Source organism: Streptomyces sp. NPDC043870, assembly GCF_056435785.1.
The window spans coordinates 150,452-175,838 of record NZ_JBWKDT010000002.1 but is presented as its reverse complement, the minus strand read 5'-3'; the positions used below and the strand labels follow the sequence as shown (position 1 = coordinate 175,838).

General features: G+C 68.9%; 34 protein-coding genes. 3 read left to right on the top strand and 31 right to left on the bottom strand.

Going from position 1 to position 25,387, the window contains the following annotated elements; translation table 11 throughout:
• Window positions 1–70: 70 nt before the first annotated feature.
• The 31 genes from AC0699_RS03255 to AC0699_RS03105 form a co-directional block, all read right to left on the bottom strand.
• Window positions 71–1,093, bottom strand: a complete 1,023-nt coding sequence (locus AC0699_RS03255; protein WP_003956430.1) for a DNA-directed RNA polymerase subunit alpha — start codon at window positions 1,091–1,093, stop codon at window positions 71–73.
• A 249-nt stretch (window positions 1,094–1,342) separates the two neighbouring features.
• Window positions 1,343–1,747 (bottom strand): 30S ribosomal protein S11, encoded by a 405-nt coding sequence (rpsK, locus tag AC0699_RS03250; protein WP_003948617.1) that lies wholly within the window; start codon window positions 1,745–1,747, stop codon window positions 1,343–1,345.
• 70 nt (window positions 1,748–1,817) lie between these two features.
• A complete protein-coding gene (gene rpsM / locus AC0699_RS03245) occupies window positions 1,818–2,198 on the bottom strand; it encodes a 30S ribosomal protein S13 (RefSeq protein WP_004946638.1) in 381 nt (126 codons plus the stop codon).
• Window positions 2,199–2,410: 212 nt separating this feature from the next.
• Window positions 2,411–2,524 carry a 50S ribosomal protein L36 gene (rpmJ, locus tag AC0699_RS03240; RefSeq protein WP_003956441.1) on the bottom strand — a complete coding sequence of 38 codons (114 nt, stop codon included), beginning with the start codon at window positions 2,522–2,524 and terminating at the stop codon, window positions 2,411–2,413.
• 59 nt (window positions 2,525–2,583) lie between these two features.
• Window positions 2,584–2,805 carry a translation initiation factor IF-1 gene (infA, locus tag AC0699_RS03235; RefSeq protein WP_003956442.1) on the bottom strand — a complete coding sequence of 74 codons (222 nt, stop codon included), beginning with the start codon at window positions 2,803–2,805 and terminating at the stop codon, window positions 2,584–2,586.
• A 139-nt stretch (window positions 2,806–2,944) separates the two neighbouring features.
• Window positions 2,945–3,781 carry a type I methionyl aminopeptidase gene (map, locus tag AC0699_RS03230; protein WP_478654977.1) on the bottom strand — a complete coding sequence of 279 codons (837 nt, stop codon included), beginning with the start codon at window positions 3,779–3,781 and terminating at the stop codon, window positions 2,945–2,947.
• Window positions 3,782–3,906: 125 nt separating this feature from the next.
• A complete protein-coding gene (locus tag AC0699_RS03225; RefSeq protein WP_478654974.1) occupies window positions 3,907–4,572 on the bottom strand; it encodes an adenylate kinase in 666 nt (221 codons plus the stop codon).
• A complete protein-coding gene (gene secY / locus AC0699_RS03220; protein WP_478654971.1) occupies window positions 4,572–5,891 on the bottom strand; it encodes a preprotein translocase subunit SecY in 1,320 nt (439 codons plus the stop codon). Before secY ends, AC0699_RS03225 begins: the two co-directional genes overlap by 1 nt.
• A gap of 246 nt (window positions 5,892–6,137) precedes the next feature.
• Entirely contained in the window at window positions 6,138–6,593 is a 456-nt protein-coding gene (gene rplO, locus AC0699_RS03215; protein WP_351226540.1) for a 50S ribosomal protein L15, read from the bottom strand.
• 2 nt (window positions 6,594–6,595) lie between these two features.
• Window positions 6,596–6,778: a 50S ribosomal protein L30 gene (gene rpmD, locus AC0699_RS03210; protein WP_071273185.1), complete on the bottom strand. Its 183-nt coding sequence runs from the start codon at window positions 6,776–6,778 to the stop codon at window positions 6,596–6,598.
• Window positions 6,778–7,383, bottom strand: coding sequence for a 30S ribosomal protein S5 (gene rpsE, locus AC0699_RS03205; protein ID WP_020132624.1), 606 nt, complete (start codon window positions 7,381–7,383; stop codon window positions 6,778–6,780). The genes rpmD and rpsE overlap by 1 nt, the downstream gene beginning before the upstream one ends.
• 43 nt (window positions 7,384–7,426) lie before the next feature.
• Window positions 7,427–7,810, bottom strand: a complete 384-nt coding sequence (gene rplR, locus AC0699_RS03200; RefSeq protein ID WP_336547169.1) for a 50S ribosomal protein L18 — start codon at window positions 7,808–7,810, stop codon at window positions 7,427–7,429.
• Between the two features lie 3 nt (window positions 7,811–7,813).
• Window positions 7,814–8,353, bottom strand: a complete 540-nt coding sequence (gene rplF / locus AC0699_RS03195) for a 50S ribosomal protein L6 (RefSeq protein WP_469769382.1) — start codon at window positions 8,351–8,353, stop codon at window positions 7,814–7,816.
• A gap of 22 nt (window positions 8,354–8,375) precedes the next feature.
• On the bottom strand, window positions 8,376–8,774 hold the full coding sequence (gene rpsH, locus AC0699_RS03190; RefSeq protein WP_017949652.1) for a 30S ribosomal protein S8: 399 nt from the start codon (window positions 8,772–8,774) through the stop codon (window positions 8,376–8,378).
• 210 nt (window positions 8,775–8,984) lie between these two features.
• The gene (locus tag AC0699_RS03185; protein WP_003956452.1) at window positions 8,985–9,170 is read right to left on the bottom strand and encodes a type Z 30S ribosomal protein S14; all 186 of its coding nucleotides are present in this window, start codon (window positions 9,168–9,170) and stop codon (window positions 8,985–8,987) included.
• Window positions 9,171–9,175: 5 nt separating this feature from the next.
• Window positions 9,176–9,733 (bottom strand): 50S ribosomal protein L5, encoded by a 558-nt coding sequence (gene rplE, locus AC0699_RS03180; RefSeq protein WP_153486744.1) that lies wholly within the window; start codon window positions 9,731–9,733, stop codon window positions 9,176–9,178.
• Window positions 9,733–10,056, bottom strand: a complete 324-nt coding sequence (gene rplX / locus AC0699_RS03175; protein ID WP_105868304.1) for a 50S ribosomal protein L24 — start codon at window positions 10,054–10,056, stop codon at window positions 9,733–9,735. The genes rplE and rplX overlap by 1 nt, the downstream gene beginning before the upstream one ends.
• A 2-nt stretch (window positions 10,057–10,058) precedes the next feature.
• Window positions 10,059–10,427, bottom strand: a complete 369-nt coding sequence (gene rplN / locus AC0699_RS03170; protein ID WP_003956455.1) for a 50S ribosomal protein L14 — start codon at window positions 10,425–10,427, stop codon at window positions 10,059–10,061.
• A gap of 136 nt (window positions 10,428–10,563) precedes the next feature.
• Window positions 10,564–10,848 carry a 30S ribosomal protein S17 gene (rpsQ, locus tag AC0699_RS03165; protein WP_093656384.1) on the bottom strand — a complete coding sequence of 95 codons (285 nt, stop codon included), beginning with the start codon at window positions 10,846–10,848 and terminating at the stop codon, window positions 10,564–10,566.
• Window positions 10,848–11,072, bottom strand: coding sequence for a 50S ribosomal protein L29 (gene rpmC / locus AC0699_RS03160; RefSeq protein ID WP_017949657.1), 225 nt, complete (start codon window positions 11,070–11,072; stop codon window positions 10,848–10,850). The genes rpsQ and rpmC overlap by 1 nt, the downstream gene beginning before the upstream one ends.
• The gene (rplP, locus tag AC0699_RS03155; protein WP_005313579.1) at window positions 11,072–11,491 is read right to left on the bottom strand and encodes a 50S ribosomal protein L16; all 420 of its coding nucleotides are present in this window, start codon (window positions 11,489–11,491) and stop codon (window positions 11,072–11,074) included. The genes rpmC and rplP overlap by 1 nt, the downstream gene beginning before the upstream one ends.
• A 5-nt stretch (window positions 11,492–11,496) precedes the next feature.
• Window positions 11,497–12,330, bottom strand: a complete 834-nt coding sequence (gene rpsC / locus AC0699_RS03150; protein ID WP_478654960.1) for a 30S ribosomal protein S3 — start codon at window positions 12,328–12,330, stop codon at window positions 11,497–11,499.
• The gene (rplV, locus tag AC0699_RS03145) at window positions 12,330–12,677 is read right to left on the bottom strand and encodes a 50S ribosomal protein L22 (protein WP_009327087.1); all 348 of its coding nucleotides are present in this window, start codon (window positions 12,675–12,677) and stop codon (window positions 12,330–12,332) included. Before rplV ends, rpsC begins: the two co-directional genes overlap by 1 nt.
• Before the next feature lie 42 nt (window positions 12,678–12,719).
• A complete protein-coding gene (gene rpsS / locus AC0699_RS03140) occupies window positions 12,720–13,001 on the bottom strand; it encodes a 30S ribosomal protein S19 (protein WP_166628878.1) in 282 nt (93 codons plus the stop codon).
• A 12-nt stretch (window positions 13,002–13,013) separates the two neighbouring features.
• Entirely contained in the window at window positions 13,014–13,850 is an 837-nt protein-coding gene (rplB, locus tag AC0699_RS03135; RefSeq protein WP_384935305.1) for a 50S ribosomal protein L2, read from the bottom strand.
• Between the two features lie 38 nt (window positions 13,851–13,888).
• Window positions 13,889–14,203 carry a 50S ribosomal protein L23 gene (gene rplW, locus AC0699_RS03130; RefSeq protein ID WP_478654954.1) on the bottom strand — a complete coding sequence of 105 codons (315 nt, stop codon included), beginning with the start codon at window positions 14,201–14,203 and terminating at the stop codon, window positions 13,889–13,891.
• Window positions 14,203–14,853 (bottom strand): 50S ribosomal protein L4, encoded by a 651-nt coding sequence (gene rplD / locus AC0699_RS03125; protein WP_478654952.1) that lies wholly within the window; start codon window positions 14,851–14,853, stop codon window positions 14,203–14,205. Before rplD ends, rplW begins: the two co-directional genes overlap by 1 nt.
• Window positions 14,854–14,861: 8 nt before the next feature.
• Window positions 14,862–15,506 (bottom strand): 50S ribosomal protein L3, encoded by a 645-nt coding sequence (rplC, locus tag AC0699_RS03120; protein WP_450723883.1) that lies wholly within the window; start codon window positions 15,504–15,506, stop codon window positions 14,862–14,864.
• Window positions 15,507–15,519: 13 nt separating this feature from the next.
• Window positions 15,520–15,828, bottom strand: coding sequence for a 30S ribosomal protein S10 (gene rpsJ, locus AC0699_RS03115; RefSeq protein ID WP_003948644.1), 309 nt, complete (start codon window positions 15,826–15,828; stop codon window positions 15,520–15,522).
• A 513-nt stretch (window positions 15,829–16,341) separates the two neighbouring features.
• Entirely contained in the window at window positions 16,342–17,511 is a 1,170-nt protein-coding gene (locus AC0699_RS03110; RefSeq protein WP_478654948.1) for a hypothetical protein, read from the bottom strand.
• 248 nt (window positions 17,512–17,759) lie between these two features.
• The gene (locus tag AC0699_RS03105; RefSeq protein WP_478654946.1) at window positions 17,760–18,170 is read right to left on the bottom strand and encodes a hypothetical protein; all 411 of its coding nucleotides are present in this window, start codon (window positions 18,168–18,170) and stop codon (window positions 17,760–17,762) included.
• Window positions 18,171–18,488: 318 nt separating this feature from the next.
• Between AC0699_RS03105 and AC0699_RS03100 the strand changes: the two genes are divergently transcribed.
• The 3 genes from AC0699_RS03100 (at window position 18,489) to AC0699_RS03090 (ending at window position 25,377) form a co-directional block, all read left to right on the top strand.
• On the top strand, window positions 18,489–20,153 hold the full coding sequence (locus AC0699_RS03100; RefSeq protein ID WP_478654943.1) for an RNA ligase family protein: 1,665 nt from the start codon (window positions 18,489–18,491) through the stop codon (window positions 20,151–20,153).
• Window positions 20,154–22,961, top strand: coding sequence for a poly(A) polymerase (locus tag AC0699_RS03095; RefSeq protein ID WP_478654941.1), 2,808 nt, complete (start codon window positions 20,154–20,156; stop codon window positions 22,959–22,961).
• A 271-nt stretch (window positions 22,962–23,232) separates the two neighbouring features.
• The gene (locus AC0699_RS03090) at window positions 23,233–25,377 is read left to right on the top strand and encodes a PIG-L family deacetylase (RefSeq protein ID WP_478655484.1); all 2,145 of its coding nucleotides are present in this window, start codon (window positions 23,233–23,235) and stop codon (window positions 25,375–25,377) included.
• Window positions 25,378–25,387: the final 10 nt, after the last annotated feature.

Sequence of the window (25,387 nt, the reverse complement as noted above, 5' to 3'; positions counted from 1 at the left end):
GTCTCGACACTGCATGTATCCGGGGGACGACCCCCGGACCCCCAGCCCGAGACGCGAGCCGCGACTCAGATCAGTACTGCTCGGTCTCGACGAAGCCCGCGTCCGCGTCGTCGTCGGCGCCGAAGGCGTCGGCGGCGGCGGTCGGGTCGAATCCGGGCGGGCTGTCCTTGAGGGCCAGGCCCATGCCGGCCAGCTTCGCCTTGACCTCGTCGATCGACTTCGCACCGAAGTTGCGGATGTCGAGCAGGTCGGCCTCGGAGCGGGCGACGAGCTCACCCACGGAGTGGATGCCCTCGCGCTTGAGGCAGTTGTACGAGCGGACCGTGAGCTCAAGCTCCTCGATCGGCAGCGCCAGGTCGGCAGCGAGCGCGGCGTCCGTCGGGGACGGGCCCATGTCGATGCCCTCGGCGTCGATGTTGAGCTCGCGCGCCAGACCGAACAGCTCGACCAGGGTCTTACCGGCCGACGCCATGGCGTCGCGCGGACGCATGGCCTGCTTGGTCTCGACGTCGACGATCAGCTTGTCGAAGTCGGTGCGCTGCTCGACACGGGTCGCCTCGACCTTGTAGGTGACCTTGAGCACCGGTGAGTAGATGGAGTCGACCGGGATCCGGCCGATCTCCTGGCCCACCTGCTTGTTCTGCACGGCGGAGACGTAGCCGCGACCGCGCTCGACGGTCAGCTCCATCTCCAGCTTGCCCTTGCCGTTGAGCGTGGCCAGGACCAGGTCGGGGTTGTGGACCTCGACACCGGCCGGCGGGGCGATGTCGGCGGCGGTGACCAGACCCGGGCCCTGCTTGCGCAGGTACATCACGACCGGCTCGTCGTGCTCCGAGGAGACGACCAGCTGCTTGATGTTCAGGATGAGGTCGGTGACGTCCTCCTTGACGCCCGGCACGGTGGTGAACTCGTGCAGGACACCGTCGATCCGGATGGACGTGACAGCAGCGCCCGGGATCGAGGAGAGGAGCGTACGGCGCAGAGAGTTGCCGAGCGTGTAGCCGAAGCCCGGCTCCAGCGGCTCGATGACGAACCGCGAGCGGTACTCGTCAACAACCTCTTCGGTCAGCGAAGGACGCTGAGCGATCAGCATGGTGTTTTTCCTTCAGTCGTGGACGCCCACTATTTGACGCCCTCGGATACTGCAAGGGTACGGGCGCCAGGGCCCCGAAGGGGTCCTGGCGCCCGGAATCCCACATCAGCCACAGGTGCGTAACGCACCTGAGGTCAGACGCGCCTCCGCTTGGGGGGACGGCAGCCGTGCTGCGATTTCGTGGGGGGCAACCCCCACACCCCCGGCCGGGGGCCGCACCACGAGCAGCCGTACCGTCAGCGCGACGCGTCAGACGCGGCGGCGCTTGGGGGGACGGCAGCCGTTGTGCGGCGTGGGGGTGACGTCCTGGATCGAGCCGACCTCGAGGCCCGTGGCCTGGAGGGAGCGGATCGCGGTCTCACGGCCGGAGCCGGGACCCTTGACGAAGACGTCGACCTTGCGCATGCCGTGCTCCTGCGCGCGGCGGGCGGCCGACTCGGCGGCCATCTGCGCGGCGAAGGGGGTGGACTTGCGCGAGCCCTTGAAGCCGACGTGGCCGGCGGAGGCCCAGGAGATCACGTTGCCGGTCGGGTCGGTGATCGAAACGATGGTGTTGTTGAACGTGCTCTTGATGTGCGCGTGGCCGTGAGCGACGTTCTTCTTTTCCTTGCGGCGCACCTTCTTGGCAGCGCCCTGACGTCCCTTGGGGGGCATGTCTTAACTCCAGCTGGAGAGGAGGTGGTCGGTCCTACAGCGAAGACCGCTGATGAGCGTCCGCTGTGGACTACTTCTTGCCCGGCTTCTTCTTACCGGCGATGGCGCGACGCGGGCCCTTGCGGGTACGAGCGTTCGTGCTGGTGCGCTGACCGTGGACGGGCAGGCCACGGCGGTGGCGCAGACCCTGGTAGCAGCCGATCTCGACCTTGCGCCGGATGTCGGCCTGGATCTCGCGACGGAGGTCACCCTCGGTCTTGAGGTTGGCGTCCACGTACTCGCGGATCTTGACCAGGTCCTCTTCGGCCAGGTCACGAACGCGGGTGTTCGGGTTCACACCGGTCGCGGCGAGAGTCGCCTTCGACTGGGTGCGGCCGATACCGAAGACGTAGGTGAGTGCGACCTCCACACGCTTGTCGCGCGGGATGTCAACACCGGAAACGCGTGCCATTCAATGGCTCCTGTGGTGTTCGGGGGTCTTCCGCAGTACCGCTCCCGACCGCCGACCTCTCCTTGCCGGAGAAGTGGTACGTCCGGGTCCCCGGCCCCCGCCGGAGGTGTCGTCAGCCGCGTGGTTCGGGAACCGTGCGGCTTGGACGGGCACTGCTTATGTACGTATTGCTTGCGTCGCGCGAAGTACTGCGAAGTGCAGGTTGGCGTGCGTCAGCCCTGGCGCTGCTTGTGGCGCAGGTTGTCGCAGATGACCATGACCCGGCCGTGACGGCGGATCACCTTGCACTTGTCGCAGATCTTCTTGACGCTCGGCTTGACCTTCATGGGATGTGAGGTTCTCCGGGTCAGTGCCAGCACCCCACGGGAGGGGGTGAGGGCAAGATCTACTTGTACCGGTAGACGATCCGGCCACGCGTCAGGTCGTACGGAGACAGCTCCACGACGACCCGGTCGTCCGGGAGGATACGGATGTAGTGCATCCGCATCTTGCCGGAGATGTGCGCGAGGACCTTGTGACCGTTCTGGAGCTCCACCTTGAACATGGCGTTCGGCAGGGACTCGATCACGGTGCCCTCAATTTCGATGGCACCTTGCTTCTTGGCCACGCTTCGCCCTTCGAATCGGCTACCTTGATCGACCCTCGTCGCCGCATGCGGACATACGGGTACACGAGAGCCGACGAGTCAGTCTACGTCAGGCCCCTGGAAAAGACGAATCAGAGAAGTTTGCCCAACGCGGAGATCGTTATGCGAGAGGGTCCGGGGCCGCCGTGACGCCCAGCTCCGCCAGCTTCGCCCTTCCGCCGTCCACGGCGGTGAGCACCAGCGGGCCCTCCTCCGTCAGCGCCACCGAGTGCTCCCAGTGCGAGGACCAGGTGCCGTCGATGGTGATGACCGTCCAGTCGTCCGAGAGGACCTCGGTGTGCGGGGTGCCCAGCGACACCATCGGCTCGATGGCCAGACAGAAGCCGGGGACCAGCTTCGGGCCCTTGCCCCGCTTGCGCGACACGTAGTTCAGCAGGTGCGGGTCCATGTGCATCTCGGTGCCGATGCCGTGGCCCCCGTACTCCTCGATGATCCCGTACTTACCGCCGCCCGGCTTCGGCTGGCGGCGGATGTACGTCTCGATCGCCCGGGAGATGTCGACGAGCCGGTTGCCGTTCTTCATCGCTGCGATTCCCGCCCACATGGACTCCTCGGTCACCCGGGAGAGCTCGATCAGCTCCGGGGCGTGACCGTCACCCACGAAGGCGGTGTACGCGGCGTCGCCGTGCCAGCCGTCGACGATCGCGCCGGCGTCGATGGAGATGATGTCGCCGTCCTTGAGGACCGTCTTCTCGTCCGGGATGCCGTGGACCACGACCTCGTTCACCGAGGTGCAGATGGTGGCGGGGAAGCCGCCGTACCCCAGGAAGTTCGACTTGGCGCCGTGGTCGGCGATCACCTTGCGGGCGACCTCGTCCAGATCCTTCGTGGTGGCGCCGGGAACCGCGGCCTCACGGGTTGCCGCATGGATGGCGGCGACGACCAGCCCCGCCTCACGCATCTTCGCGATCTGCTCGGGGGTCTTGATCTGCACCATGAGGGCCGGCGCCTTTCAGGTTCGGAGAGTGTTTCGTCGGTATGCGTCGGTAATCAACGATACGGCCGCGGCGTCCCTGGGACACCGCGGCCGTATCGCATAGAGCTTCAGAGGTACAGCGTGGCTCAGGCCTGTGCGGCCCGGTCCTTCTGCAGCGCCTCCATCGCCCGCTCGGTCACTTCGGTGACCTTGCCGAGCGCGGAGATGGTGACCACGAGGCCCTGGGCCCGGTAGTGGTCGATGATCGGCTCGGTCTGCGTGTGGTAGACCTCGAGCCGCTTGCGCACGGTCTCCTCGGAGTCGTCATCGCGCTGGTACAGCTCGCCGCCGCAGACGTCGCAGACGCCCTCGGTCTTCGCCGGGCTGTACGTGACGTGGAAGACGTGTGCGCTGTCGTTGCGGCAGATGCGGCGACCCGCGATCCGCTTCACGACCTCGTCCTCGGGGACCTCCAGGTCCAGCACCGCGTCCAGCTTCACGCCGTCGACCGCGAGCGCGGCGTCGAGCGCCTCGGCCTGGGAGACGTTGCGCGGGAAGCCGTCGAGCAGGAAGCCGTTCTGGGCGTCCGGCTGAGCCATGCGGTCCCTGGCCATCCCGATGGTGACCTCGTCGGGCACCAGGTTGCCGGCGTCCATGTACGCCTTGGCCTGCTTGCCGAGCTCCGTGCCCTGGCTGATGTTGGCCCGGAAGAGGTCGCCCGTGGAGATGTGCGGGATCGACAGGTTCTTGGCAAGGAACGCAGCCTGCGTTCCCTTGCCGGCACCGGGCGGTCCGACGAGGACGATTCGCATCAGCGGAGGAACCCTTCGTAATTGCGCTGCTGGAGCTGGCTCTCGATCTGCTTCACGGTCTCGAGACCGACACCCACGATGATGAGGATGCTGGTGCCACCGAACGGGAAGTTCTGGTTGGCACCACCGAAGCCCGCCAACGCCATCGTCGGCACAAGAGCGATCAGACCCAGATACAGCGAGCCCGGCCAAGTGATCCGGTTGAGCACGTAGCTCAGATACTCAGCAGTAGGTCGACCAGCCCGGATACCCGGGATGAAGCCACCATACTTCTTCATGTTGTCCGCGACTTCCTCGGGGTTGAACGAGATCGCCACGTAGAAGAAGGCGAAGAACACGATCAGAAGGAAGTACAGAGTGATGTAGTACGGGTGGTCGCCCTTGACCAGATGGGTTTCGATCCAGGTTTTCCAGCCCGCGTTGGAGTTCGAGAACTGCGCGATCAAGGCCGGAATGTAGAGCAGCGACGACGCGAAGATGACGGGAATCACACCCGCCTGGTTCACCTTGAGCGGGATGTATGTGGACGTACCGCCGTAGGACCTGCGGCCGATCATGCGCTTCGCGTACTGCACCGGAATACGGCGCTGAGCCTGCTCGACGAAGACGACGAGGGCGACCATCACGAAGCCGATCAGAATGACCGTGCCGAACTCGATCCAGCCCTTGGCGAGCTTGCCGCTCTCCTTGATGGCCCACAGCGCGCCGGGGAAGCCGGCCGCGATCGAGATGAACATGAGGATCGACATGCCGTTGCCGATACCGCGGTCGGTGATCAGCTCACCGAGCCACATCACCATGGCCGTACCGGCGGTCATCGTGATCACCATGGTGGCGGTCACGAAGATCGACTGATCGGGGACGATGTCGCGGGCCGCCGAACAGCCGGAGAACAGCGCACCGCTGCGGGCGGTGGCCACCAGACCGGTGCCCTGAAGCACGGCCAGGGCGACCGTGAGGTAGCGCGTGTACTGCGTGATCTTCGCCGTGCCGGACTGGCCCTCCTTCTTGAGGGCTTCCAGGCGCGGAATGACCACGGTCAGCAGCTGCAGGATGATGCTCGCCGTGATGTACGGCATGATGCCGAGCGCGAAGATCGTGATCTGCAGCAGCGCTCCGCCGCTGAACATGTTGACGAGGCCGAACAAGCTGTTGTTGTTCTTCGAGGCCTGGTCCACACAGATCTGGACACTCTCGTAGCTGACACCGGGGACGGGAATGTGCGCGCCGACCCGGTACAGCACGATGATGCCGAGCGTGAAGAGCAGCTTCTTGCGCAGGTCGGGCGTCTTGAACGCCCGGGCGAACGCGGTGAGCACGGTGCCTCCTGCGACCCCCGCGCAAAGCGTCAGAGGTGACGGTCTTGAGGTTCGACGAATACGTATGAGTCAAGAGCCGCTCGGAGTGCCCTGCGGGCGGACCTCACGGCCAGGGGGTCGCCCCCCAAGGGATAACAGCAACAACGCACGCCACCTTACCGGCGAGTGTGCCCCGCTTGGAACGACCAACCGGGGATGCCCCCGTTGCGAGGCATCCCCGGTCGATGTTCAAGCCATCGGCTCGTCTCAGACGAGCTCGGTGACGGTGCCGCCGGCGGCGGCGATCTTCTCCTTGGCGGAGCCGGAGACGGCGTCAACCGAAACCTGCAGCGCCACGGAGATCTCGCCCTGGCCCAGGACCTTGACGAGGCTGTTCTTGCGCACCGCACCCTTGGCGACCAGATCGGCCACCGTGACCTCGCCACCCTGCGGGTAGAGCGCGGCCAGCTTGTCCAGGTTCACGACCTGGTACTCGGTGCGGAACGGGTTCTTGAAGCCCTTCAGCTTCGGGAGACGCATGTGGAGGGGCATCTGCCCACCCTCGAAGCGCTCCGGAACCTGGTAGCGGGCCTTCGTGCCCTTGGTACCACGACCGGCCGTCTTACCCTTCGACGCCTCACCACGACCCACACGGGTCTTGGCGGTCTTGGCGCCCGGGGCGGGACGGAGGTTGTGGATCTTGAGCGGGTTGTTCTCCGCCATGATCAGTCGACCTCCTCAACCGTCACGAGGTGGCGGACGGTGTGCACCATTCCGCGGAACTCGGGGCGGTCCTCCTTGACGACCACGTCGTTGACCCTCTTCAGGCCAAGCGAACGCAGGGTGTCGCGGTGGTTCTGCTTGCTGCCGATGTACGACTTCGTCTGCGTGATCTTGAGGCGGGCCATTACGCACCCGCTCCCGCACGCGCACGAAGCAGGGCCGCGGGGGCGACGTCCTCGAGCGGCAGACCACGGCGAGCCGCGATCTCCTCGGGACGCTGCAGGCCCTTCAGGGCCTCCACGGTCGCGTGCACGATGTTGATCGCGTTGGACGAGCCGAGCGACTTCGACAGGATGTCGTGAACGCCGGCGCACTCCAGCACGGCACGCACCGGGCCACCGGCGATAACACCGGTACCGGGGGAAGCAGGCTTGAGCAGGACGACGCCCGCGGCCTTCTCGCCCGTGATCGGGTGCGGGATGGTGCCCTGGATACGGGGGACCTTGAAGAAGTGCTTCTTGGCCTCCTCAACACCCTTGGCGATGGCGGCCGGCACCTCCTTGGCCTTGCCGTAACCGACACCCACGGTGCCGTCACCGTCGCCCACCACGACCAGCGCGGTGAAGCTGAAGCGACGACCACCCTTCACAACCTTGGCGACACGGTTGATCGCGACAACGCGCTCAACGTAAGCGGTCTTCTCGGCGGCAGCTGCGCCGCCGTCACGGCCCTTCCGGTCCCGCCGCTCGCCGCCACCGGCACCGCTTCCGCGGCGCTGGGGTCCAGCCATTGGAATTACCTCTCTTCGTTTTCCGCTGAGCTACGGAACCGGCTCAGAACTTCAGGCCGGCTTCGCGGGCGGCGTCCGCCAGGGCGGCGATGCGCCCGGCGTACTGGTTGCCGCCACGGTCGAACACGACAGCCTCGACGCCGGCGGCCTTGGCACGCTCGGCCACGAGCTGGCCGACCTGCTTCGCCTTCGCCGACTTGTCGCCTTCGCCGCCGCGGATGGACGAGTCCAGGGTGGACGCCGACGCGAGGGTGTGACCCGCGAGGTCGTCGATGACCTGAGCCGTGATGCCGCGGTTGGACCGGGTGACGACCAGACGCGGACGCGCCGGGGTACCCGAGATCTTCTTGCGGATGCGGATGTGGCGACGCTTCAGGGAAGCGCCCTTGTAGGCCTTGCCCTTGGCAATCTTCACGCCGTATGCCATGGCTTACTTACCAGCCTTTCCGACCTTGCGGCGGATGACCTCGCCCGCGTACTTCACGCCCTTGGCCTTGTACGGGTCGGGCTTGCGCAGCTTGCGGATGTTCGCGGCGACCTCGCCGACCTTCTGCTTGTCGATGCCCTCGACCGAGAACTTGGTCGGCGACTCGACCTTGAAGGAGATGCCCTCGGGGGCCTCCACCAGGATCGGGTGGCTGTAGCCGAGCTGGAACTCCAGGTTGGAGCCCTTCGCGGCAACGCGGTAACCGACACCGCTGATCTCAAGCGCCTTGGTGTATCCCTGGGTCACACCGGTGATCATGTTGGCCACCAGCGTGCGGGACAGGCCGTGCAGGGCCTTGTTCTGACGCTCGTCGTTCGGGCGGGTGACGTTCAGAACGCCTTCCTCACCCTTCACGATCTCGATCGGCGCGGCAACGGTGTGGCTGAGGGTGCCCTTGGGACCCTTCACCTGGACCGTACGGCCATCGATGGTGACATCCACGCCGGCGGGAACCGAGATGGGGAGCTTGCCGATACGCGACATGTTTCTTCTCCTCCGTTCCCGACTACCAGACGTAGGCGAGGACTTCCCCGCCCACACCCTTCTTGCTGGCCTGCTTGTCGGTGAGGAGCCCGTGCGACGTGGAGATGATCGCCACGCCCAGGCCGCCCAGCACCTTCGGCAGGTTGGTGGACTTCGCGTACACCCGGAGACCGGGCTTGGAGATCCGCTTGATGCCCGCGATGGAGCGCTCACGGTTCGGGCCGAACTTCAGCTCGAGGACGAGGTTCTTGCCGACCTCGGCGTCCTCGACCTTCCAGCCCGTGATGAAGCCCTCCTGCTGGAGGATCTCCGCGATGTGCGACTTGATCTTGCTGTGCGGCATCGTCACGGAGTCGTGGTACGCCGAGTTCGCGTTACGCAGACGAGTCAGCATGTCCGCGATCGGATCAGTCATGGTCATGAATTGGCCTTCGGCCTCTCTCGCCGGGGTTTCCTGTATGCGCCATCCCTCTCCCCACACATGGGCGGGACGGGTGCGGCGCGGGGACCTACGGCGTAGTAAGTCGATCAGGGCGGCGGGCGCCCAACCCCACAAGCCTACGGCATGTGGAGGAGGGCCCCGCCGTCCCGTTGCTTACCGAGAGCCTCCAGTGATTCCGGAAATCCGGAATTACCAGGAGCTCTTGGTCACGCCCGGCAGCTCGCCACGGTGAGCCATCTCACGAAGGCACACGCGGCACAGGCCGAACTTGCGGTACACGGAGTGCGGACGGCCGCAGCGCTGGCAGCGGGTGTACGCACGCACACCGAACTTGGGCTTACGAGCAGCCTTGGCAATCAGAGCCTTCTTCGCCATCTCGCTTACGCCTCCTTGAACGGGAAGCCGAGGTGACGGAGAAGGGCACGGCCCTCAGCGTCGTTGGTCGCCGTGGTCACCACGGTGATGTCCATACCCCGGACGCGGTCGATCTTGTCCTGGTCGATCTCGTGGAACATGACCTGCTCCGTGAGACCGAAGGTGTAGTTGCCACGGCCGTCGAACTGCTTGGGGGACAGGCCACGGAAGTCGCGGATGCGCGGGAGCGCGAGCGACAGGGTGCGGTCCAGGAACTCCCACATGCGGTCGCCACGAAGCGTGACGTGGGCACCGATCGGCTGGCCCTCACGCAGCTTGAACTGCGCGATGGACTTGCGGGCCTTGGTGACGGCCGGCTTCTGACCGGTGATCGTGGTGAGGTCCTTGATGGCACCCTCGATCAGCTTGGAGTCGCGGGCGGCGTCGCCCACACCCATGTTGACCACGATCTTCACGAGGCCGGGAACCTGCATGACGTTCTCGTAGGAGAACTCCTCACGCAGCTTGCCCGCGATCTCCTCGCGGTACTTCGTCTTGAGACGCGGAGTGGTGGTGGTAGCCATCAGATGTCCTCACCCGTCCGCTTGGCAACGCGGATCTTGTTGCCCTCGTCGTCGAAGCGGTAACCGACGCGGGTCACGACCTTGTTGCCGTCCTTCTCCACGACGAGCTGAACGTTGCTCACGTGAATGGGGGCCTCGGTGGTGACGATGCCGCCGGCCTGCGACGCACGGCCCGGCTGGTTGGCCTTCGTGTGCTTCTTGACCCGGTTGACACCCTCGACCAGGACACGGTCCTCGCGGGGGAAGGCCGCGATGACCTTGCCCTGCTTGCCCTTGTCCTTACCGGTGATGACCTGAACCAGGTCGCCCTTCTTGATCTTCATGCTTACAGCACCTCCGGCGCGAGCGAGATGATCTTCATGAACTTCTTCTCGCGCAGCTCACGGCCCACCGGGCCGAAGATACGGGTGCCGCGAGGGTCGCCGTCGTTCTTCAGAATGACGGCGGCGTTCTCGTCGAAGCGGATGTACGAGCCGTCCTGGCGGCGGCGCTCCTTGACGGTGCGAACGATGACCGCCTTGACGACGTCACCCTTCTTCACGTTGCCACCGGGGATCGCGTCCTTGACGGTGGCGACGATGACGTCACCGATGCCCGCGTAGCGGCGGCCCGAGCCACCGAGAACACGGATGCAAAGGATCTCCTTGGCACCAGTGTTGTCGGCGACGCGAAGCCGCGACTCCTGCTGGATCACGTCTTATCTCCTGATCGTCTGCCGGTTCCCCGGGGACCGCGTGAGCGGTCCCCGGAGCCTGGCGGAACTAGTGCTGGGGCCGAGGCCCCAGCGGGGGGCATGCGGGGTACTCCCTTCCGGGAGGACCCCCGCAAAATTACTTGGCCTTCTCGAGGATCTCGACGACGCGCCAGCGCTTCGTCGCGGACAGCGGCCGGGTCTCCATGAGGAGGACGCGGTCGCCGACACCCGCGGCGTTCTGCTCGTCGTGGGCCTTGAGCTTGTTCGTACGGCGGATGACCTTGCCGTACAGCGCGTGCTTGACACGGTCCTCGACAGCGACGACGACGGTCTTGTCCATCTTGTCGCTGACGACCAGACCCTCACGGGTCTTGCGGAAACCGCGCTCGGTCTTGTTCTCAGTCACGTTGCTCTCGCTCATCAGGCGCTCTCCACCGTCTCGATGCCCAGCTCGCGCTCACGCATCAGGGTGTAGATCCGCGCGATGTCCTTGCGGACGGCCTTCAGCCGGCCGTGGTTCTCGAGCTGACCGGTCGCCGCCTGGAAGCGGAGGTTGAACAGCTCTTCCTTGGCCTCGCGGAGCTTGGCAACAAGCTCCTCGTTGCCCAGCTCGCGCAGCTCGGACGCCTTGGTACCGGCCGACATCACGCTTCACCTGCCTCGCGCTTGACGATCCGGCACTTCATCGGCAGCTTGTGAGCCGCGCGAGTCAGAGCCTCACGTGCAATCTTCTCGTTCGGGTAGGACAGCTCGAACATGACCCGGCCCGGGTGCACGTTCGCGACCCACCACTCCGGGGAACCCTTACCGGAACCCATGCGGGTCTCGGCAGGCTTCTTCGTCAGCGGACGGTCCGGGTAGATGTTGATCCAGACCTTGCCGCCACGCTTGATGTGGCGGGTCATCGCGATACGAGCCGCCTCGATCTGGCGGTTGGTCACGTACGCCGGAGTCATGGCCTGAATGCCGTACTCGCCGAACGCAACCGTCGTACCACCCTTGGCCATACCGCGGCGCTTGGGGTGGTGCTGCTTGCGGTGCTTGACCCTGCGGGGGATCAGCATGTCGGTCAGGCCTCCGTTCCGGTGCTCTCAGCAGCCGGAGCGGCGGGGGCGTCGGCCTTGGGGGCCTCGGCAGCCGGCGCGGACTGCTGCTGCGGCTTGCGACCGCGACCGCCACGCTCGCCACCACGGCCACCACGGGCCGGGCGGTCAGCGCCACCACGGGCCGGGCGGTTGCCGGCGCGGGCAGCGGCGTTCTCGGCGCGGACCTCGGCGATGTTCTTGACGTCGCCCTTGTAGATCCAGACCTTCACGCCGATGCGGCCGAAGGTGGTCTTGGCCTCGAAGAAGCCGTACTCGACGTTCGCGCGGAGCGTGTGCAGCGGCACACGGCCCTCGCGGTAGAACTCCGAGCGGGACATCTCGGCGCCGCCGAGACGGCCACCACACTGGATCTTGATGCCCTTGGCACCCGCCTTCATGGCCGACTGCATGCTCTTGCGCATGGCGCGGCGGAAGGAGACGCGGGAGGACAGCTGCTCGGCAACGGCCTGGGCCACAAGCTGAGCGTCGACCTCGGGGTTCTTGACCTCGAGGATGTTCAGCTGGACCTGCTTGCCCGTGAGCTTCTCGAGGTCGCCGCGGATGCGGTCGGCCTCGGCGCCACGGCGGCCGATGACGATGCCGGGACGCGCGGTGTGGATGTCCACCCGCACGCGGTCACGGGTGCGCTCGATCTCAACCTTCGAGATACCGGCGCGCTCCATGCCGGACGTCATCATCCGACGGATGGCGACGTCTTCCTTGACGTAGTCCTTGTACAGCTTGTCGGCGTACCACCGGGACTTGAAGTCCGTGGTGATGCCGAGCCGGAACCCGTGCGGGTTTACCTTCTGGCCCATTACCGGGTTCCTTCCTTGCTGCTGACGACCACGGTGATGTGGCTGGTCCGCTTACGGATCCGGTAGGCACGGCCCTGAGCACGCGGACGGAACCGCTTCAGGGTCGGGCCCTCGTCCACGTACGCCTCGCTGATGAACAGCGAAGAGGCGTCCGTGTGGTCGTAGTTGTGCGCGGCGTTGGCGATGGCGCTGTCCAGCACCTTGCCGACCGGCACGCTCGCGGCCTGCGGGGCGAAACGCAGGACCGCCTGAGCCTCCGTGGCATCCATGCCACGGATGAGGTCCACCACGCGGCGGGCCTTCATGGGCGTGACGCGGATGTACCGCGCCTGGGCCCTGGCTTCCATGGTTGTCCCTTCGGTGTAAGTCATAGTCGTTCCACCCCGCGATTAGCGGCGCTTCGACTTCCGGTCGTCCTTGACGTGGCCGCGGAAGGTGCGAGTCGGCGAGAACTCGCCGAGCTTGTGGCCGACCATCGACTCGGTGACGAACACCGGGACGTGGGTCTTGCCGTTGTGCACCGCGATCGTGTGACCCAGCATGGCCGGGATGATCATCGAGCGACGGGACCAGGTCTTGATGACGTTCTTGGTGCCGGCTTCGTTCTGGGCGTCCACCTTCTTGATCAGGTGGTCGTCGACGAAGGGCCCCTTCTTGAGACTGCGCGGCATCTAAACCCGCTCCTAGCGCTTCTTGTTCGTCTTGCGGCGGCGGACGATGTACTTGTTGCTCGCCTTCTTGGGAGAACGAGTACGACCCTCCTTCTGACCCCACGGGGAGACCGGGTGGCGACCACCGGAGGTCTTGCCCTCACCACCACCGTGCGGGTGGTCAACCGGGTTCATGGCGACACCGCGGACGGTCGGGCGAACGCCCTTCCAGCGCATACGGCCGGCCTTGCCCCAGTTGATGTTCGACTGCTCGGCGTTGCCGACCTCGCCGATGGTGGCGCGGCAGCGGACGTCGACCAGGCGGATCTCGCCGGACGGCATACGAAGGTGGGCCATGGAGCCCTCCTTCGCCAGCAGCTGCACGGAGGCACCCGCGGAGCGGGCGAACTTCGCGCCGCCGCCGGGCCGCAGCTCGATGGCGTGGATGGTCGTACCGACCGGGATGTTGCGCAGCGCCAGGTTGTTGCCGGGCTTGATGTCGGCGGCCGGGCCGTTCTCGACACGGTCGCCCTGGTTCAGGCCACGCGGCGCGATGATGTAACGCTTCTCGCCGTCCGCGTAGTGCAGAAGAGCGATGCGCGCGGTGCGGTTGGGGTCGTACTCGATGTGCGCGACCTTGGCCGGCACGCCGTCCTTGTCGTGACGACGGAAGTCGATCACTCGGTAGGCGCGCTTGTGGCCACCGCCCTGGTGGCGAACGGTCACACGACCGGCGTTGTTACGGCCGCCCTTGCTGTGCAGGGGGCGGACCAGCGACTTCTCCGGCGTGGACCGCGTGATCTCGACGAAGTCGGCGACGCTGGAGCCACGACGGCCCGGAGTCGTCGGCTTGTACTTGCGGATACCCATTTCTCAGTCCTCGTCCGATATTCGGACCAGGGCCTCCGTTAGGAGGCCTGGCCGAAGATGTCGATTCGGCTGCCCTCGGCAAGGGTCACGATGGCGCGCTTGGTGTTGGCACGCTTGCCGAAACCGGTGCGGGTGCGCTTGCGCTTGCCCTGGCGGTTGATCGTGTTGACCCCGGTGACCTTGACCTTGAAGACCGCCTCGACGGCCTGCTTGATCTGGGTCTTGTTGGCGCGCGGGTCGACGATGAACGTGTACTTGTTCTCGTCCAGCAGCGCGTAGCTCTTCTCGGAAACGACCGGCTTGACGAGGATGTCGCGCGGGTCCGTGAAGGTCTTGCTGGTGATCTCGGCCATCAGGCCTCGCTCCCCTCGTTGTCAGCGGCCTTGGGGCCAGACACGAAGGACTCGAAGGCGGCCTTGGTGAAGACCACGTCGTCGGAGACGAGCACGTCGTACGTGTTCAGCTGGCCCGGCTCCAGGATGTGCACCTGGGGCAGGTTGCGGGCGGACAGCCACGAGGCCTCTTCGGCACGCTCGACGACCAGGAGCAGGTTCTTGCGCTCCGAGATCTTGCCGAACAGCGTCTTGGCGGCCTTGGTGGAGGCCTCACCCTCGACCACGCCGGAGACGACGTGGATACGGGAGTGACGGGCCCGGTCGGTGAGGGCACCGCGCAGGGCGGCGGCCTTCATCTTCTTCGGGGTCCGCTGCGAGTAGTCACGCGGCACGGGGCCGTGGACGACGCCACCGCCGGCGAACTGCGGCGCACGGGTCGAACCCTGACGGGCGCGGCCGGTGCCCTTCTGGCGGTAAGGCTTCTTGCCACCACCACGGACTTCGCCGCGGGTCTTGGTCTTGTGCGTGCCCTGACGGGCAGCGGCCAGCTGCGCGACGACGACCTGGTGGATCAGCGGAACGCTGACCTTGGCGTCGAAGATCTCCGCGGGGAGCTCGACGCTACCGGCCTTGTCGCCAGCGGGCGAAAGGATGTCAATGGTGCTCATCGGTTACCTCAGGCCCCCTTGGCCGCGGTACGGACCAGGACGAGGCCGCCGTTCGGACCAGGAACCGCGCCCTTGATGAGCAGCAGGCCCTTCTCCGCGTCAACGGCGTGGACGGTCAGGTTCTGGGTGGTGACCCGCTCGTTGCCCATACGGCCCGCCATGCGGAGGCCCTTGAACACACGGCCCGGGGTGGCGCAGCCACCGATGGAGCCGGGAGAGCGGTGCTTGCGCTGGGTGCCGTGACCGGCGCCGAGGCCCTTGAAGTTGTGACGCTTCATGACACCGGCGAAGCCCTTGCCCTTGCTCTTGCCGGTGACGTCGACCTTCACGCCCGCCTCGAAGACCTCGGCGGTGATCTCCTGGCCGAGGGTGTACTCGCCGGCGTCGGCGGTACGGATCTCGACGAGGTGACGGCGGGGGGTGACGTCGGCCTTGGCGAAGTGGCCCTTGAGGGGCTTGTTCACCTTGCGCGGGTCGATCTCGCCGAAGGCGATCTGGACCGACTCGTAGCCGTCGGTGTCGTTCGTGCGGACCTGGGTGACGACGTTGGGGCCGGCCTTGACGACGGTGACCGGGACGACACGGTTGTTCTCGTCCCAGACCTGAGTCATGCCGAGCTTCTCGCCCAGGATGCCCTTGATCTGCTTAGCCATCTCGCGCGTCACCTCAGAGCTTGATCTCGATGTCGACGCCGGCCGGCAGGTCGAGACGCATCAGCGAGTCAACCGTCTTCGGCGTGGGGTCGAGGATGTCGATGAGGCGCTTGTGCGTGCGCATCTCGAAGTGCTCGCGCGAGTCCTTGTACTTGTGCGGCGACTTGATGACGCAGTACACGTTCTTCTCAGTGGGCAGCGGCACCGGGCCCGCGACCGACGCACCAGTGCGGGTCACCGTCTCGACGATCTTCTTCGCCGAGGAGTCGATGACCTCGTGGTCGTAGGCCTTGAGCCGGATGCGGATCTTCTGTCCCGCCATGGCTACTTCGTAGTCCTGTCTGTCTCGTAACGCTCTGGAACCCGGTGTTACCAGCCCTCTCCTCCGACCCACGCGGTCGGGCGTGTCGCACTCCCGCTACGCAGATATCCGGTGACGGATCCCTGCTGGAGGGGATTGCGATCCGCAGAAGAGACCGCTGGACGGGGGCGAAGACCCACCGGGTGCCTGGCCGGGGCCCCGCTGACACTTCCCGGAAGATTCCCGTACGTCCGCCCCAGCGCTGCCATGAGGCAGTTGGGACGACGAGTACTGTGGGACTCGCTTCCGGTCCTCCCGGCGGGAGGCGCGCAGCATCGGCACTCAACCGAGCAACCCCGATAGTCTGCCATACGGGGCGCTCGGGCCGCCAATCGAGCGGAAGACATTACCCCGACGGGGTTGGGTGTCAAACCGCGGCGCGCGAAGCCCCGCGGCTTGACAGGTTCTGCTCAGGCACGCCTCAGGTACGCAGGCGGCCGCCCCGCGAGCCCGGCAAGATCGGAACGACAGGCCCTAGGTCCGGGTGACCGTGCCGCATTCCTGCGGGAGGTCGGCGAGGTCCTGGCTGCGGTCGTACGGGTCCACGGTCGGGCCCGACGCCCCGGGCGCCGCACTGCCCGCAAGGTCCTCCGCGAACTGCGGCCGCAGGAATCCGTCACCGTCCTTGGCGCAGTCGGAGTTTCCGCTGGTCATCTCCCAGCGGAGTACGTGCAGTCTGCCGCGGGTGGTCACCACCTTGGCCGGGTCGTACAGGGCGAACGTCATCTGGCGGCGGACGACGGTCCGCGTCACCTCGTCCGCTCCGGGCCTCGCCTTCACCACCGGATAGACGAAGGTGTAGTCGGCGTGCACCTGCACCTCGCCGCTGCGCTCCCCCTTGCCGAAGGTCATCCGCCCCCGCGTCTTGACCACGCCACCCACCAGACGCACCTCGGCCGGGTCGAAACGGCTGAACGCCGACAGCGGGTCCTGGTCCTTGCCGGGCTCGCGCAGTGCCCGCTCGAGCATGCCGTGGACGTCCTTCTGGCGAGGATCGAGCAGCGCCAGCGCGGCAGCCGGGCGGTCACCGCGGAGGGTGGCCGGATCGAGGTTCGAGGCGACCAGCAGTTCCTTGGTACTGCGCAGCGCGTGGGCGACCTGGTCCTTGCTCATCCCTCCGACCGCCTTGGCCTCGGGCACCTGGATACCGGCAGCCCCGTCCGCCCAGCGGGCCGCGGGCGAGCCCCGGAACGGCTCCTTCAGGGTCGGCACGTCCGGGAACAGCTCCTCGGACGGCGCGACGGTGGGCCGGACCGTCTCGGCGGAGAGCGGCGCGGCGCCCTTGTCCGCGTCGCCGGGCAGCCGGTCGGTGACCAGTTCCGGCCGTACGGCGAGGACGGCGAGCGCGACGGTGGCCAGCATCCCGAGCGCCAGCGCGACGCGGCGGCGCTTCCTCGCGCCCCCGTTCGTCTCCTGCCGTGCGGGCCCGGTCCGCCAGCCCTCCGGCCCGGCCGGCTTCCCTTCCCTACGGCGGCGCTCGTCCTCCGCGCGCAGCCGCGCGGTCACCATGCGCGCCCTGGCGGACGGCTCTTTCGGTGCGCCGGCACCGCCGTCCATCTCGGCTCGGCTGATGAACTCCGCCCACTCCTCGTCCGACACCGACGACCCGTCCTCGGGCCGCCCCTCCGGTGCGTTCTGCCCCACTGTCCCCACCCTGAGTTCCGCACACTGTCGTGGACATTCCACGAACAAGTGGGCGCAGAATACAAGCCGGCCGATCACGGTGCGTGCGCGCTCCTGCCGTCGGTCAGGGGCAGGGACGTACGCGACGAATGCGGCCCGTGCGACCGGCGCGGCCGGCGCGCGGCGAGCCGAGGGCGCGCCGTGACACACAGAGGTCCGCACGTTCCCGTCCGGGAACGTGCGGACCTCCTGTCACATGCTGTGCCGCCTCATGCGGGCGGTGTGGTCTCCGCCGCCTCCGTCGGCTTCGGGACGACGCCCGGCAGCGGGTTCATCACCCAGTGCTCGTCCTCCCAGACCACCGTCTCGGTGACCTGGACCGACCGCTTCTCGGCACGGGCCCTACCGGTCATCTCGACCTTCCACACCCCGGCGAACTCGGAGGTGCGCGTCCACCGCACGTCCCAGTCCTGCCCGCCGTACGCGTTGATCCTGGCGCGGGCGTCCTCCGAGCCCTTGGGGTGAGCACCGAGCAACCGCGCCAACCCGGCCTCGTCCGACTCGTTGAGGAACTCCACGTACTCGCGCACGAAGCGGTCCTGGCCGGCCAGGTCGGGGGAATGGGAATCGTCCCCTCCGCCCCCGCACGCGGAGAGCAGGATCGCGCAGAGCGCGGCCATGAGCGGCGCGGCGAGGCGCCGCCCGGTGCCGTCAGGTGCGGAAGGCGTCGTACGTCGCCCTCGGATTGGACGCCACAATGCTCGCCACCGACTTCCGGTAGGTGGAGTGGTCCTCGGACCCGCTGTTGGTCAACTACCCGTTACTGAAGCCGAAGTGACGGGCTTGCACAACCGGGATCACTGGCGGCGATGGATGCGGCTCTTCCCGGACCGCCCCCGAACTCGGCGTGGAGCCCGGCGGATATTCGATCGAGCACCGCTCCCCCGCGCTCCTAGAGTGGCCGGGCACCACATGCCGACAACCGGGGGCCGATCATCATGCGGACGCACTATCCGCGGACGCCGCATCTGCCGTGGTCGCCCGGCGCGGCCTCCGACGACGTACGGGTCGCCGATCTGACGGGGTTCGCCGGGCGGGAGGTCGTCGTCACCGAGAAGCTCGACGGCGAGAACACGACGCTGTACGCCGACGGGCTGCACGCGCGGTCGCTGGATTCGGCGCATCACCCGTCGCGGGCCTGGGTGAAGGGGCTTCAGGGGCGGATCGCGGATCGGATCCCCGCGGGGTGGCGGGTGTGCGGGGAGAACATGTACGCGCGGCACTCGATCGCGTACGAGGAACTGGAGAGCTGGTTCTACGGATTCTCCGTCTGGGACGCGGACGGTCGCTGTCTCGACTGGGACCGGACCGTGGGATTCCTGCGGGAGCTGGGGGTCCCCGTACCGCCCGTGCTGTGGCGCGGCACTTTCGACAAGGCGGCCGAGCGTGCTCTGCGCGGGATCAGGCTGGAGACCGGGCGCCAGGAGGGGTACGTCGTACGGACGGTCGACGGCTTCGGCCTGGAGGAGTTCGGCCGGCGGGTCGCCAAGTGGGTGCGGCCCGGGCACGTACAGACCGGTACGCACTGGATGCATGCCGCTGTCGTGGCGAACGGGCTGGGGCCGGCCGCCGCGCTGTGGGCGGTCAGGTCCGGGGCGGCGCCGGACACCGAGGCGCTGGCGGCCGCCGTGGGGGTACCGGACGGGGACGAGGCTGCGGCCGCCGACGTGGGCGCCCGCCTCGACAGGACCGGGGACGCGCGGCTCGCCGGCGTGCTGGCCGCGCTGCTGCACAAGAGTCGGCGCGGGTCGCTCGCGGGGCGCCTCGCGCGGCCGCTCGGCCTGCCGCTCGCACGGCGCGTAGCGGACCTGGTCGGGCTGCACACCGGGCTGCACCGCCCGTATCCCGACGAGGAGCGCAGGTCCGGGCTCGTACGGATGTCGTACGCCGTCGACCTGGACGTGCTGCACGCCGTCGCCGGGGCGGTCGCACCCGACACCGAAGCGCGCGGCCAGGTGGAGTGGTCCGCGCTGCACGCGGAGGACGCCGGGCCGCTGGACGCGCTGAAGGAGGCGTTCGCCGATCTGGAGGCGGACCCGGCCGGCCGCTGCTGGGCCGAGGCGCGGGACGCCTACGCGCACGGGCGGATCCGGACCGTCGAGGAGGCCGTCGCGGCGACCTGGCGGTGGCGGTCCGGGGACTTCCCCCGGCTGATCCACATGGTCGGCCCGTCGGGCAGCGGCAAGAGCACCTTCGCGCGGAGCCTCGGCGGAGTCGATGCGTACGTCTCTCTCGACGAACTGCGCGAGACCCGCGGCTCACGCGCCGACCAGCGTGCGAACGGGGAGGTCCTGCGCGCGGGCCTCGACCGGCTCGGCACGGCACTGGCCGAAGGTGGGACCGTGGTGTGGGACGCCACATCCCTCAACCCGCACCAGCGTTCCCTGGTGCACGCGGTCGCACACCGCCGCGACGCCTTCGTCACGCACGCGGTGGTGCTGGTCGGCGAGGACGAGCTGGTCCGGCGCAATGCGGAGCGGGCGCACCCGGTGCCGCCCGAGGTGCTCACCGCGCAGCTGCACCGGTTCGTCCCGCCGTACCCCGGACAGGCGCACCGCACCTGGTACATCGGCGCGGGCGGGACCGTCGAGGAGGAGGCGTAGGTGCGTACCAGCGAGGAGATCTACCACCGGGTCCAGTGGGATCCGCGGTTCGACCCGGCCCGCTTCGTGATGGGGATCAACCAGCGCGGCGCCGCGCCGAAGCGGATGCCGCTGGACGACTTCGACCCTGCCGGCGAGATCCCGTGGCACCGGGTGCTGTTCTTCGAGGCCGACGGCGAAGTGGTCTGGGACCGGTCCGCGGGCGTGGACCGCATCGACGCGACGGACGCCGGGCGGATACGGGACCCGCGACGGCTGCGGTCGCCGTTCTTCTCGGCCCGGACGCCGTACGTGTGGGACGCGGCGCGCGGCTGGGTGGCCGCGGACGCGCCTCGGGGCGTCCCGGCGGCCGCCGGGCTGCGCGTACTGACCTGGAACACGCTGTGGGACCGGTACGACAGCGACCGCATCGACACCGTCCGGCGCCGGCCGATGCTGCTGGCGGCTCTTCGCGAGGCCGACGCGGACGTCATCGCCCTCCAGGAAGTCGAGGCGGAGCTGCTCGCGATGCTGCTGGACGCGCCCTGGGTGCGGGAGGCGTACACGCTCGGCACCGACCCGGCCGGGAAGGACGTCGACGACTGCGGAGTGCTGCTGCTCAGCCGGCTGCCGGTGCGGGAGGCAGGGGTCCATGTCCTCGGCCCGCACAAGGCCGTCACGGCGGTGGTCGTGGACACGGCGGCCGGTCGGGCCGTCGTCGCCGCGACCCATCTGAGCAGCGATCACTCCGAGGGCGGGGCGGCACGGCGGGAGGCCGAGCTGGTGCGGCTCGCCGAGGGGCTGGCAGGTGTCGAGGGTGACCTGGTCCTGCTGGGCGACTTCAACGACGGCGGGGACCTGCCGGAGACGACGCTCGGGATGCGGGACGCCTGGAGCGAGGCGCACGGGCACGGCGACCGGACGCCCACCTTCGACCCGGGCGTCAATCCGCTTGCCCTGGTGTCGTCGCTGTCCGGGCGGGCGTCCCGGCTGGACCGCGTGCTGCTGCGGGCCGAGGGACTGGGGACGGAGGGACTCAGGGTGGACGGGGCGGCCCTGCTGGGCGACACCCCGGCGTCCGACGGGCTGTACGCCTCGGACCACTACGCCGTGGCGGCGGACCTGAGCTTCGGCGGCGATGCTCCGGCCGAGGTGCTCGCCGTCCGGGCGACGGCCCGGACGGCCGTCGCCTGGATCCCCCCGCGGGACCTGTGGCCGCCGATCCAGCACATCCGGCGCGAGCACGACCGGCAGATCCACCGCTGGCCGCCGCATGTCAATGTGCTCTTCGGTTTCGTACCGGAGTGCGACTTCGAGCGGGCGGCCCCGCTGCTCTCCGCGGCGGCTGCGGGGACACCGCCGTTCACCGCACGGCTCGAAGGGGTGCACAGCTTCGGGCACCGGGAGGACGCCACCGTCTGGCTCGACCCCGCGGCAGCCGACGCGACGCCCTGGGCGGAACTGCGCCGCGCGCTGGAAGAGCGCTTCCCCCGCTGTGGGGGCCGCGCCACGGGCTTCACCCCGCATCTCTCGCTGGGCAGGACCCGCGATCCGCAGCAGCTGGCCGCCCACTGCGAGGCCCTGCTCGACGGCATGACGGCACGCGTCGGTGACGTGGTCCTGCTGTCCCGGCGGGGCGACGAGCCGATGCGGGTGCGGGCGACGGTCGCGCTGGGGACGGGCGAGGTGCGGTGGGTGCCCGAGGAGGGCGCCGTCGCACCGGCCCCCGCGGACCCCGAACGCGAAGCACACGCCCGGCGCACCGCGCGGCGCATCTCCGACGCACTGGCCGACGGCGTCGTCCACGTCGTCGGCTCACGGCGCATGGGGTGCGCCCTGGCCGGTGCGGACCTGGATCTGGTGGCCGCACTTCCGGGCGGGACCGGAGCCGCACTGCCGGGCGGGACCCGGATCGAGGAGGTACGGGCCCGGGTCGCCGCGGCACTGCCGGAGGCCACCGACGTACGCGAGGTCGTCGGGGCGCGGGTGCCCGGGCTGCGGCTGCGGGTCGGCGACCTGGCCGTCGATCTCGTCGTCGTGGCGACCGGGGACCTCGACCCCGCCGAGGCGGTCGCGCGCCGGACCGAGCTGGGCGACGCCGCGGCGATCGCACTCAGCGCGGTCAGCGACGCGGACGCGGTGCTCGATGCGGCGGGCGCCCACCGGGACGCCTTCGCCCGGCTCGCCACGGAGGTCAAGGCCTGGGCGAGGGCCCGCGGCCTGGACTCGGCCCCGCTCGGTGGGCTGCCGGGCCTGGCCTGGTCCGTCCTCGCTGCCCGTACCGCCCGCGAGACCGGAGGGCTCCCGGCCGCCGGGCGGCTCCGGCAGTTCTTCGCCACCTGGGCCGTGTGGGACTGGCGCGAGCCCCTGGTCCTGACCCCGACCGCACCGGTCAGGTCCTGCACCGACCAGGTGAGCGCAGGCGGCCGCGACCTGCTGGCCCAGGAGCTGTTCCGCGCCTGGGAGATCCTGGACGCGGCCGCGGAGTCCGGCGCGGACCCCTGGCCGGAGCTCCTCTCCCCGCCGCCGCTGCACCGCCGCCACGCGGCCTGGGCGGTCCTGACCGTCCCGGACGGACCTGACGAGGGCCGCGTCCGTGGCCGTATGCGCGCCCTGCTGACGGCGTTGGAGGAGGCGGGTGCACCGGACGTCCATGCCTGGCCGCGCCCGTTCGGGACCGACCGGTCCGGGGCCCGGTACGCCATCGGCCTCGGCGCCACTCCCCCGGACAAGGCCCTTCTCGCGGAGATGGCCGAACGCTGGCTGAGGGGGCTGCCGGGTGTCACGCTCGCCTGGGCGGACTGCGGCGAGGTTCCGACGCTGCGGTGACGCCGGCCCCGGCCGTCGGCACGCGCGTTCGACCGGACAGGACCTGGCCCGGGTCGCTCAGGCGCGCCGGACCGCCGACCGCCGACCGCACGCGGCGTCCCGCGCAACCCTGAGCATCGAAATTCCGTCTAGCTGATCGCGGATGGCGGCTGCGACCGGCCCTGCCGTCCGCCATCTGGGGAGATCACAGTACGCAGCCGGGGGCCACGCCCGACCGCTGCGGGGGGAAGCGGACGGAGCACGACACGTGAACGACAGCGCTGCGCGAGGCATGCCCGCGTCCGCCCGCCCGGGCGGGTCCGCCTCCACGGCCGCCGGCACGGCCGACCCCGTCACCGCCGCCCGGCCGGGACGCACGCGCCCTCGTCGCCGCAGCGTCATCGCCGCCATCGCAGCCGCGGCCGGAGCCACCGCCCTCAGCGCCTGCTCCGTGCCCACGCCCCGGCGGCCCACGCCCACCGCGGACCCCGCGCCCGGAATGCCGATTGCCAGCTCGCGCCGCGCGCAGCTGATGCAGATCCTCGCCCACCCGGACGACGACCTGTACTTCATGAACCCGGACACGCAGCGGATGCTGGACGCCGGGGTGCCGCTCGTCTGCGTCTACGTCACCGCCGGGGAGCACGACGGGAAGAACCACATACCGGGGAACTGGGACGTCCCGGCGGACAGGGACGCCTATTCCTCCGCCCGCCACCAGGGCCTTCGGCAGGCCTACGCGACGCTCCTCGGGCTCGACACGTTCACCGACTGGACCAAGGGCGTCGCCGCCCTCCGCCGGGACCACGAGGCCGAGATCAACACGCTCACCAACGGCCACCGCCGGGTCGAGCTGATCTTCCTCAACCTCCCCATGCACACCACCCGCCGCTACATGGCGATCCCCAGCCTCTGGCAGGACCGGGCGCTGGGCCTGAGCACCGTCGTCGCCAAGGACTCCCCCCAGCGCAGGGCCGTGTCGTACGACTACGACGAACTCGTCGACGTACTCGTCGGGCTGATGGAGCAGTACCGGCCGACCGTGATCCAGACCCTGGACCCCGACCCGGACATCCAGCACAGCGACGAGGCGACCCGTAAGAAGGACAGCGAGCAGCGCGGCTACTCGGACCACGCCGACCACACCGCCGTCGCGTCGTTCAGCTGGGCGGCGATGGTGCGCTGGGTGGCGGAGGCGACCCAGGACGGCGGGCGGGTGCCCGGTTTCGCCGCCACGGCCTTCCGCGGCTACTACAACCGCCACTGGCCCAAGAATCTCCCGTCGGAGGTGCTTCAGGAGAAGGCCGCGCATCTCGTGCCGTACGGCGGCGACCCCGAGTGGGAGTGCGGAAACCCCTCCGGCTGCGGCGACTACAACGTGGGCGGCGTCCGCCCGCTGACGAACAAGAAGGGCTGGGTCCGCTCGACCCACCACCGCTATCCGGGCGCGCGCCCCGTCGTCACCACCGAGCCCGACGGACGGCTTGCCGCTTACGGGGTCCTCGGGCTGCGTGCCGTACGGTGGCGGGAGACCGAGCGGGGCAGCGGACAGTGGGGCAACCCGGACGACCTGGGCGGCGGGCCGCTCGCGCCGGCGCTCGGCTCGGCGGCCCTGAAGGACGGGAGGCAACTCGTCTTCGCGCTGCGCTTCGCCGCGATCGGCGGCCACGGCGGACCCAACCGCCGCGAGGTGGTGCTGCTGGAACAGCGCACGCCGGGCGGGGAGTTCCTCGCCTGGAACGGGCTCGGCAATCCGGAGCGGGACGACGACCGGGGCCGCCGTATCGGTGTCCCGGTCGCGGTGACCGCCCCGGACGGGCGGGTCCACCTGTTCGTGCGCAACGCCGACAAGGGGATCAGCACGCGCGTACGGGACACCGACGGGCGCTGGGACCGCTGGCAAGACCTCGGCGGAGGCGAGATCCAGGACGGTCTTTCGGCGGTCGTGGACGGCGCGGGCCGGGTCCATGTCTTCGGCGCGGGGCGGGAGACCGTGCACCACTGGGCGCAGGACGTCCTCGGTGAGGAGATCACCTTCAAGCCGGGCAGCGGCAGCGCGCTGCCGGTGCCCGGAGGTCCGCTCGCCGCGCTCCCGACGGACGACGGCGGCGTCGAGCTCTACTACCGCAAGCCGACGGCCGCGGCAGTGATCGCGGTACGGGCCGGCGGCGCCCCCGCCCGGCCCCGCAAGGAGCGCTTCCACGGACACGGCCCGGTGAGCGCGGCCGTGGCCCGGAGCGGCCCGGTCCTGCTCGGCAAGGACCTTCGCGGCCGGGTCCAACTCCGTTCGGGTACAAGGGTGCTGACACGCAGCCAGGGCACGGAGTCACTGGACTCCCCCGCCCTCCTGGTGGGCCGCTCCGGCGCCACGGCGGTCGGCATGGGCGCGGACGCGCACCCCTGGATCTGGCAACCGGAGGCCGGTACGGCCGGCTAGGACGCACCGG

Coding starts and splice junctions, on each gene's coding strand:
- AC0699_RS03255 (WP_003956430.1), bottom strand. CDS start 1,093: ATGCTGATCGCTCAGCGTCCTTCGCTGACCGAAGAGGTTGTTGACGAG.
- rpsK (WP_003948617.1), bottom strand. CDS start 1,747: ATGCCCCCCAAGGGACGTCAGGGCGCTGCCAAGAAGGTGCGCCGCAAG.
- rpsM (WP_004946638.1), bottom strand. CDS start 2,198: ATGGCACGCGTTTCCGGTGTTGACATCCCGCGCGACAAGCGTGTGGAG.
- rpmJ (WP_003956441.1), bottom strand. CDS start 2,524: ATGAAGGTCAAGCCGAGCGTCAAGAAGATCTGCGACAAGTGCAAGGTG.
- map (WP_478654977.1), bottom strand. CDS start 3,781: ATGGTGCAGATCAAGACCCCCGAGCAGATCGCGAAGATGCGTGAGGCG.
- AC0699_RS03225 (WP_478654974.1), bottom strand. CDS start 4,572: ATGCGAATCGTCCTCGTCGGACCGCCCGGTGCCGGCAAGGGAACGCAG.
- rplO (WP_351226540.1), bottom strand. CDS start 6,593: ATGGCGGAGAACAACCCGCTCAAGATCCACAACCTCCGTCCCGCCCCG.
- rpmD (WP_071273185.1), bottom strand. CDS start 6,778: ATGGCCCGCCTCAAGATCACGCAGACGAAGTCGTACATCGGCAGCAAG.
- rpsE (WP_020132624.1), bottom strand. CDS start 7,383: ATGGCTGGACCCCAGCGCCGCGGAAGCGGTGCCGGTGGCGGCGAGCGG.
- rplR (WP_336547169.1), bottom strand. CDS start 7,810: ATGGCATACGGCGTGAAGATTGCCAAGGGCAAGGCCTACAAGGGCGCT.
- rplF (WP_469769382.1), bottom strand. CDS start 8,353: ATGTCGCGTATCGGCAAGCTCCCCATCTCGGTTCCCGCCGGCGTGGAT.
- rpsH (WP_017949652.1), bottom strand. CDS start 8,774: ATGACCATGACTGATCCGATCGCGGACATGCTGACTCGTCTGCGTAAC.
- AC0699_RS03185 (WP_003956452.1), bottom strand. CDS start 9,170: ATGGCGAAGAAGGCTCTGATTGCCAAGGCTGCTCGTAAGCCCAAGTTC.
- rplE (WP_153486744.1), bottom strand. CDS start 9,733: ATGGCTACCACCACCACTCCGCGTCTCAAGACGAAGTACCGCGAGGAG.
- rplX (WP_105868304.1), bottom strand. CDS start 10,056: ATGAAGATCAAGAAGGGCGACCTGGTTCAGGTCATCACCGGTAAGGAC.
- rpsQ (WP_093656384.1), bottom strand. CDS start 10,848: ATGAGCGAGAGCAACGTGACTGAGAACAAGACCGAGCGCGGTTTCCGC.
- rpmC (WP_017949657.1), bottom strand. CDS start 11,072: ATGTCGGCCGGTACCAAGGCGTCCGAGCTGCGCGAGCTGGGCAACGAG.
- rplP (WP_005313579.1), bottom strand. CDS start 11,491: ATGCTGATCCCCCGCAGGGTCAAGCACCGCAAGCAGCACCACCCCAAG.
- rpsC (WP_478654960.1), bottom strand. CDS start 12,330: ATGGGCCAGAAGGTAAACCCGCACGGGTTCCGGCTCGGCATCACCACG.
- rplV (WP_009327087.1), bottom strand. CDS start 12,677: ATGGAAGCCAGGGCCCAGGCGCGGTACATCCGCGTCACGCCCATGAAG.
- rpsS (WP_166628878.1), bottom strand. CDS start 13,001: ATGCCGCGCAGTCTCAAGAAGGGGCCCTTCGTCGACGACCACCTGATC.
- rplB (WP_384935305.1), bottom strand. CDS start 13,850: ATGGGTATCCGCAAGTACAAGCCGACGACTCCGGGCCGTCGTGGCTCC.
- rplW (WP_478654954.1), bottom strand. CDS start 14,203: ATGGCCGAGATCACCAGCAAGACCTTCACGGACCCGCGCGACATCCTC.
- rplD (WP_478654952.1), bottom strand. CDS start 14,853: ATGAGCACCATTGACATCCTTTCGCCCGCTGGCGACAAGGCCGGTAGC.
- rplC (WP_450723883.1), bottom strand. CDS start 15,506: ATGGCTAAGCAGATCAAGGGCATCCTGGGCGAGAAGCTCGGCATGACT.
- rpsJ (WP_003948644.1), bottom strand. CDS start 15,828: ATGGCGGGACAGAAGATCCGCATCCGGCTCAAGGCCTACGACCACGAG.
- AC0699_RS03105 (WP_478654946.1), bottom strand. CDS start 18,170: ATGGCCGCGCTCTGCGCGATCCTGCTCTCCGCGTGCGGGGGCGGAGGG.
- AC0699_RS03100 (WP_478654943.1), top strand. CDS start 18,489: ATGCGGACGCACTATCCGCGGACGCCGCATCTGCCGTGGTCGCCCGGC.
- AC0699_RS03090 (WP_478655484.1), top strand. CDS start 23,233: ATGCCCGCGTCCGCCCGCCCGGGCGGGTCCGCCTCCACGGCCGCCGGC.